The organism is Pseudomonas sp. 7P_10.2_Bac1, assembly GCF_025465935.1.
Lineage (GTDB): Bacteria > Pseudomonadota > Gammaproteobacteria > Pseudomonadales > Pseudomonadaceae > Aquipseudomonas.
Genome location: NZ_JANLNV010000012.1, coordinates 103969 through 110469 on the forward strand (window position 1 = coordinate 103969; position 6501 = coordinate 110469).

Sequence of the window (6501 nt, forward strand, 5' to 3'; positions counted from 1 at the left end):
CAATGGCTGGAGAGCCTCACAATGAGTTTTCGCGATCACGCAGATAATCCCTACGCAAGCCTTTCGCCAGCCGTATGGCGGGGCTCGACCGTGGTGTTCGACACCTTCGAGGACTTCATGGCTCGCAAGTCGCGCCAGCCCGATGGCTACAGCTATGGGCTGACCGGTACGCCGACTTCGCGCTTGCTGGAACGACGCATTGCTGACCTTGAGGGCGCCCGCCACGCGGTGGTGGTGCCGTCGGGTGCTTCGGCGTTGATGACCACGCTGATGGCCTTCGTACGCGGCGGTGATCACCTGCTCATCAGCGAGTCCTGCTACGGCGCGGTGAAAACCTTCGCTCAGCAGTGGCTGGCGAAAATGGGCGTGCAAGTCGAGTTTTACCCACCGACCCTGGACGCAGGCATCGCCGGGCTGATCCGCCCCAACACGCGGATGATTTGTATGGAAGCGCCGGGCACCATCACCATGGAGATGCAGGACGTCGGTGCAATCACCGCCATCGCCCGTCGCCACGGTGTGTTGACCATGATGGACAACACTTGGGCGAGCCCGCTGTTCTTCAAGCCTCTGGAGCATGGCGTGGACTTCGTTATCGAGGCGGCGACCAAGTTCTTTGGCGGCCACTCGGACCTGCTGATGGGGTCCATCGCTTTGAACGATGCCGAGCAGTACGCGGTATTGCGCGAGACCCAGAGCATCCTGGGCCAGTCCACCAGCCCGGACGACTGCTTCCTGGTCCATCGCGGGTTGGAAACCCTGGAGTTGCGTGTGCGCGAGCAAGGTCGCAAGGCGCTGCACATCGCGCGTTGGCTGGAGGACCAGGAAATGGTCAGCCAAGTGTTGTTCCCGGCGCTGGAGAGCAACCCCGGCCACCGGATCTGGCGTGACAATTTCACGGGTAACGGCTGTCTGTTGTCGATGGTTCTGCAGCCTGCCGTCGATGAGCGTGCCTTTGGGGCGTTCTTCAATGCGTTGCGGCATTTCCCGATCGGCGCGAGCTGGGGCGGGACCCACAGCCTGGTCGCCTATTACCCGGCGGCGCAACAGCAGGCCCGACGCTTCTCGCCCACTCAGCAGCCCATTGTTCGCCTGTCCATCGGCCTGGAAGACCAGGCAATGCTTCAGAACGACTTGCTCCAGGCACTCGATGCCTATGCCCGGGCGCTCTGAACACCCACGGCGAACCCCATGGGTTCGCCACACCGACTGAGGAACACGCGAAATGAAAAACAAGATCAAAATCGCACTGTCATTGCTTGTCCTGCTGTCACTTGGCGGCGTCGCCCAGGCCCAGGACAACAGCCTGCAAACGTTGCGCGAACGCGGCGTCATACGCATCGCCAACACCCAGACCAGCCCGCCGTGGAGCCAGTTGGGCAGCGACAATCAACCCGCCGGATATGACGTGGCCGTCGCCCAGGAATTGGCCAAGCGCCTTGGTATCGCCAAGGTCGAGTTTGTTGCCGACAACTACAAGAACTTCGTTGAAGGCTTGAAGACAGGCAAGTACGACCTGGTGATGAACGACTTGACCCCCACCCCGGAGCGCCTGAAGCAAGTCGACTTTGCAGCGCCTTACGCCGTGGAAGAGTTCTACCTGTTTGTGCGTGACCACCGCGCTGACATCACCGATATCAAGGACATGCCCGGGCATTCGGTGGCGGTCACAGCCGGCAGTAGCAATGAGTACTGGGCGCGTCAGCACATGACCAGCTCGGACATCCGCGCCTATGAAAACGGCGGCCTGGTCTATCAGGACCTGGCCATTGGGCGGGTGGATGCGGTACTGGCCTCGCTGTTCAGCGGCGAGAACAACCGCACCACCAACAACCTGCCGATCAAGGCGATCGGTCAGCCATTGACCTACATGCTCAGCGCCCCAGCCATGGCCAAAGGGCAGGATGCATTGCGCGAGGCCGTGAGCAAGGCAGTCGATGACATGACCGCCGACGGTACGATCACTCGCCTTTCCAGCCAGTGGGTCGGGCCAGACTACAAAATGCTCGAAGGCATCAACGCAGCCAAGGCCGAAGCCGTGGCGCAATCAGCTCAGGGGAAGCAGTAATGGACATGTGGGAACTTTTCCAACGCTCCCTCCCGCTGCTGGAGAAAGCGATTGTGGTGACATTGGGCCTGGGCCTGGGTGCTTTCGTGCTCGGCTCATGCCTGGGCCTGGGGATTGCACTGATGCGCATCTCACAGATCCGCGTGTTGCGCATGATCGCTTTCGCCTATGTCTCGATCTTTCGCGGTACACCGTTGCTGGTGCAGATCCTGTTGATCTACTTCGGCTTGCCGCGCTACGGCATCGTCCTGTCGCCGATCCCTTCGGCGTTGCTGGCGCTGACCTTGTTCTCGGCGGCTTACCTGAGCGAAAACTTTCGTGCAGGCATCAACTCGGTCGATCCGGGGCAATGGGAGGCGGCGAACTCAATGAGCATGGGGCGCTGGACCTGCTTGCGTCGCATCATTCTGCCGCAAGCCGTCCGGGTCGCGTTACCGACCATGGGCAGCCGTTTGATTGCGTTGATCAAGGACACTTCACTGGCCTCGACCATCACGGTGATGGAGCTCACGCGAGTGGCTGATCAGGTGGGTGCCAGCACCTTCCGCTACATGGAAATGTTCCTGATGGTTGGTCTTATCTACTGGCTGATCAACCAACTGCTGACCCTGTTGCAGACCTGGCTGGAAAGCCGCATGACGAGGCACTTGCTATGACTCAGACAAAAGTACAGGTAAAGGCCCTGACCAAATCCTTCGGCAAGCTGCCCGTGCTCAAAGGCATCGACTTGCAGGTGCAGGCCGGCGAAGTAGTGGTCATCCTCGGACCTTCGGGCTCGGGCAAGACCACCTTGCTGAGAACCATGAATCTTCTGGAAATGCCGGACAGTGGCGCGCTGGAAATCTGCGGCCACTGTGTCGAGATTGCCGAAGGCGGCAAGCTGCAGCGCAACTCGCGCCGTGAAGTGGCCTTGCTGCGGCAGAAAACCGCGATGGTTTTCCAGTCGTTCAACCTCTTTCCACACATGACGGCCCTGCAAAATGTGATCGAAGGCTTGATCAGCGTAAAAAAGGTCCCCAAGGAGCAAGCGTTGCAGCGGGGCAGGGAACTGCTCGGCCAGGTGGGCCTGAGCGACAAGGCCGACAGTTACCCGGCCAAGCTGTCGGGAGGGCAAAAACAGCGAGTGGCCATCGCGCGTGGCCTGGCCATGAACCCGGAAGTCATCTTCTTCGACGAGCCGACGTCGGCGCTGGACCCAGAACTTCGCGATGAAGTGCTGGGCGTGATGCGCGACCTGGCCAACACCGGGATCACCATGCTGGTGGTGACCCACGAACTGCGCTTCGCCCGGGAGGCGGCCAATCGTGTGGTGTTCATGGAAGGCGGCCACGTCGTGGTGGACAGTTCTGCTGAAGAGTTCTTCAAGGGCGCTAATAACGAGCGGGTGCAGCAGTTTTTGAGCCGTTATTGACGCACAAGGCCCGGCGACGCGAGTGGGTACATCCGTCGCCGGGCTTCACACTGAAAGCGACGGCTGCCTCCTCAGGCCGCAACAAAGCGTCGCTTCAACCCGCAATCAACAGCTTGGAAAAATCACTGAGCCTTTGCGCCATCGCTCCAATATCCTGACTGACACCTACCCAGCGTCCGGGTCTGTAAAGGGCCACGAAGTTAAGGGGAGGGAGTGGGGGATCGCATTTGATTTCGCCCAAATCGCCTCTTTCGAGCAGGTGCTGCAAGCAGTCCTTGGGCAAATAGGAAATGCCCATCCCAGAGAGGGTCAGCCCGACTTGTGCGAGCAAGTTACTCACAGTGGCAGACCTTGGGAAGTTGACATTCTCTTGCGCGAACCATCTCTGATAGAGCAGGCCAGAGCCTGATGACGTGCCTTGCGTGAGTAGTTTTTGACTCGACAGCTCATGCAGTTTCCAGACGCGTTCGGTGTCCAGTAATCGGGGCGCGCACATCCACACAATATTGACCGGTTGCAACGCGATTGCGATGGACCTTGAGTCGGTGAAGACATCGGGCAGCACGACGAGATCTAAATGGTCTTGTTCAAATTTTCGAAACAGCTCGGTCCCTACCTCGACGATGGGTTCCAATTGCAAGCGTGGGTAGACCTCATTCACGGCCTCAACCAGTGAGGGCAGCCAGGTCATGGCGGTCAACTCCGTGACACCGATGCGATATCGACCGACCAGAGCGGTTTTATCGCTGATCTCGCCGAGCATTTGATCGCGCCGATACAGAAGTTCGGTCGCGTGCTCCAACAACAAGAAGCCTTTGGTAGTGAGCCGGGCTGTTCGCCGAGTGCGGTCAAACATGGCCACGCTGAAGGTGTCTTCGAGCTCAACAATCCGTTTGGAAATCGCCGACTGGGACATATTCAACTTGGCCGCCGCCGCCTCGAAACTGCCCAACTGGGCAATCCAGTAAAGAGCCTCCAATTGTTTGAAAGTTACCATTTAGAGAAGCCTTGTTTAAGTGAAGTGCTGTGAACAGTGTGGCGAATAGCCCCTCGGCGTTGTCATTGAAACCTGCTCTTTATGGCGCCGAAGGCGGCCAGTGGGAGCGCTCTGGACAAGCGCAAGTGGGGGATCCTTGCACCCCGCGGACTAAGGTGCAAGCACGATCCCTGTTTTAAAAAACATTACTTAAGGTGATGGAAAACTATAATTAAATGTCGCTAAAAGTATTCTTCTGATGAGCCTAAGATCGACTCTACGGTGATCATGCTCCAGCGCCAGAGGCTCAGTTTTGCCTTTGAGTAGCGTTCCCCCCACGGTTCTTCCACGCGGCAAATTGAGCCTCAGCGTTGGCGGCATGACCGTAAATCCAGGATGCCTCCCGTTTTACGGCGGGACAGCACGGCGCTCTGGAAAATACTTCAAGGCTGTGATCGAAGGGGTCTAGTGACCCCTTGAGATCAACACCGCTTTGGCTCAAATAAGTTTGCTGCGAGAAAAAAATAAAATGGATAACGCGTTTTTGTCAGAACGGGTGCTGAGTATTGCCCCGTCTCCGAGTGTGGCCGCCAATGCCCTGGTTGCGCAGCTTCGTGCAGAAGGCAAGGACATCGTGAACTTCACGGTGGGTGAACCTGATCTCAACACCCCCGCTCATATCGTTGAGGCCGCACGCAAAGCGATGGAATCTGGTGATACGCATTACACCAGTACCCTTGGGACGCCGGCCCTGCGCGCGGCCATCGTCACGAAACTCGCTCGTGACAATGGTCTGCAATACAGCCTCGAAGAGGTGGTGGCCGGATCGGGTGGCAAGCAAATTATTTATGAAGCGCTGGCAGCGACACTCAATCCTGGTGACGAAGTCATCGTTCATACGCCTTACTGGGTTTCCTACCCGGACATCACCCGTCTGAATGGTGGGACACCGGTCGTTATCCACGGCCATGAAGGCAATGGATTCAAACTGACTCCCGGCGAACTGGAACAGGCGATCACGTCCCGTACCAAGTGGGTCATTCTCAACAGCCCCAACAACCCGAGTGGCGCTGTGTATACCGCAGCAGAACTTCAAGCGCTGGCCCAAGTGCTTCGCGATCACCCGCACGTGTTGATCATGGCTGACGAAATCTACGAGCACTTCGTCTACAGCGCCGAACCCTACACTTCATTCCCGGCGGCGGCCCCGGACTTGAAGGCGCGTACCCTGATTGTCAATGGCGCTTCCAAAGGCTATGCCATGACGGGCTGGCGCCTGGGCTTTGGTGCGGGACCAAAATGGCTGATTGCCGCGATTGGCAAGCTGCTTTCTCAGAGCACCACGTGCCCTAGCTCGATCAGCCAGGCCGCGGCGGTTGCCGCATTTTCAGGGGACCAAACCCCGGTACAGGCAATGTCCAGTCTCTACAAGGGGCGCAGGGACATCATGCTGCTTGCGCTTGAGGGCGTGCCTGGTCTGACGTGCACCGTGCCAGACGGCGCTTTCTACCTGTTCGTCAACGTCAAGGGCCTGCTGGGCAAGACCACACCGGGTGGGCAAGTGCTCAAGAGTGATGGCGATGTCGTCAAGTACTGGCTCGAGGTGGCGGGCGTCGCCACGGTCGTGGGTCAAGCGTATGGCATCAGCCCTTATGTCCGGTTGTCCTTTGCCAGTGGCGAAGCGGTGATCCAGGACGGCTGCGCACGCATTCGTCGTGCCTGTGAATCGTTGCGTTGATACGCACTTGATCGCTGAAAGGCACGGGGGCGCAAGCCCCCTTTTTTCTAAAACAAGATCCTGCCACTGATTAACGTGTGAGACGGACATGCATAAACCACGTATCCCGCTGGTCGCTCAAATTCTGATCGGCCTGATAACCGGCATCGCATTGGGTGCCCTTCTTAATTACTTCCCTGACGCGCGCCCTTGGCTCGTTACTAACTGTCTGCAACCGGCGGGCGATCTGTTCATCAAAATGATGAAGATGATTGTTATCCCCATTGTTTTTTGTTGCATGGTGGTGGGCGTTGCAGGGCAGGGCGATA

General features: G+C 58.2%; 7 protein-coding genes. 6 read left to right on the plus strand and 1 reads right to left on the minus strand.

Annotated features, from left to right (window positions below; all coding sequences use genetic code 11):
- Window positions 1-21: 21 nt before the first annotated feature.
- From NTD86_RS03325 to NTD86_RS03340, 4 genes are read left to right on the plus strand one after another with little or no spacing between them, the layout of a single operon-like run.
- Window positions 22-1173, plus strand: a complete 1152-nt coding sequence (locus tag NTD86_RS03325) for a trans-sulfuration enzyme family protein (protein WP_262200728.1) — start codon at window positions 22-24, stop codon at window positions 1171-1173.
- A gap of 52 nt (window positions 1174-1225) precedes the next feature.
- Window positions 1226-2068 (plus strand): transporter substrate-binding domain-containing protein, encoded by an 843-nt coding sequence (locus NTD86_RS03330; RefSeq protein WP_262200729.1) that lies wholly within the window; start codon window positions 1226-1228, stop codon window positions 2066-2068.
- Between the two features lie 5 nt (window positions 2069-2073).
- Window positions 2074-2724 (plus strand): amino acid ABC transporter permease, encoded by a 651-nt coding sequence (locus NTD86_RS03335; protein WP_262200730.1) that lies wholly within the window; start codon window positions 2074-2076, stop codon window positions 2722-2724.
- A complete protein-coding gene (locus NTD86_RS03340; protein WP_262200731.1) occupies window positions 2721-3479 on the plus strand; it encodes an amino acid ABC transporter ATP-binding protein in 759 nt (252 codons plus the stop codon). Before NTD86_RS03335 ends, NTD86_RS03340 begins: the two co-directional genes overlap by 4 nt.
- A 94-nt stretch (window positions 3480-3573) precedes the next feature.
- On the opposite strand, the gene NTD86_RS03345 is transcribed toward NTD86_RS03340, so the two are convergent.
- Window positions 3574-4476 (minus strand): LysR family transcriptional regulator, encoded by a 903-nt coding sequence (locus NTD86_RS03345; RefSeq protein ID WP_262200733.1) that lies wholly within the window; start codon window positions 4474-4476, stop codon window positions 3574-3576.
- A 508-nt stretch (window positions 4477-4984) separates the two neighbouring features.
- On the opposite strand from NTD86_RS03345, the gene NTD86_RS03350 reads away from it, so the two are divergent.
- Complete coding sequence (locus NTD86_RS03350) at window positions 4985-6193, plus strand: pyridoxal phosphate-dependent aminotransferase (protein WP_262200735.1); 1209 nt, start codon at window positions 4985-4987, stop codon at window positions 6191-6193.
- Between the two features lie 88 nt (window positions 6194-6281).
- On the plus strand, window positions 6282-6501 hold a 220-nt coding region (locus NTD86_RS03355), incomplete at its 3' end, for a cation:dicarboxylate symporter family transporter (RefSeq protein ID WP_262200736.1).

Coding starts and splice junctions, on each gene's coding strand:
- NTD86_RS03330 (WP_262200729.1), top strand. CDS start 1,226: ATGAAAAACAAGATCAAAATCGCACTGTCATTGCTTGTCCTGCTGTCA.
- NTD86_RS03350 (WP_262200735.1), top strand. CDS start 4,985: ATGGATAACGCGTTTTTGTCAGAACGGGTGCTGAGTATTGCCCCGTCT.
- NTD86_RS03325 (WP_262200728.1), top strand. CDS start 22: ATGAGTTTTCGCGATCACGCAGATAATCCCTACGCAAGCCTTTCGCCA.
- NTD86_RS03340 (WP_262200731.1), top strand. CDS start 2,721: ATGACTCAGACAAAAGTACAGGTAAAGGCCCTGACCAAATCCTTCGGC.
- NTD86_RS03345 (WP_262200733.1), bottom strand. CDS start 4,476: ATGGTAACTTTCAAACAATTGGAGGCTCTTTACTGGATTGCCCAGTTG.
- NTD86_RS03335 (WP_262200730.1), top strand. CDS start 2,074: ATGTGGGAACTTTTCCAACGCTCCCTCCCGCTGCTGGAGAAAGCGATT.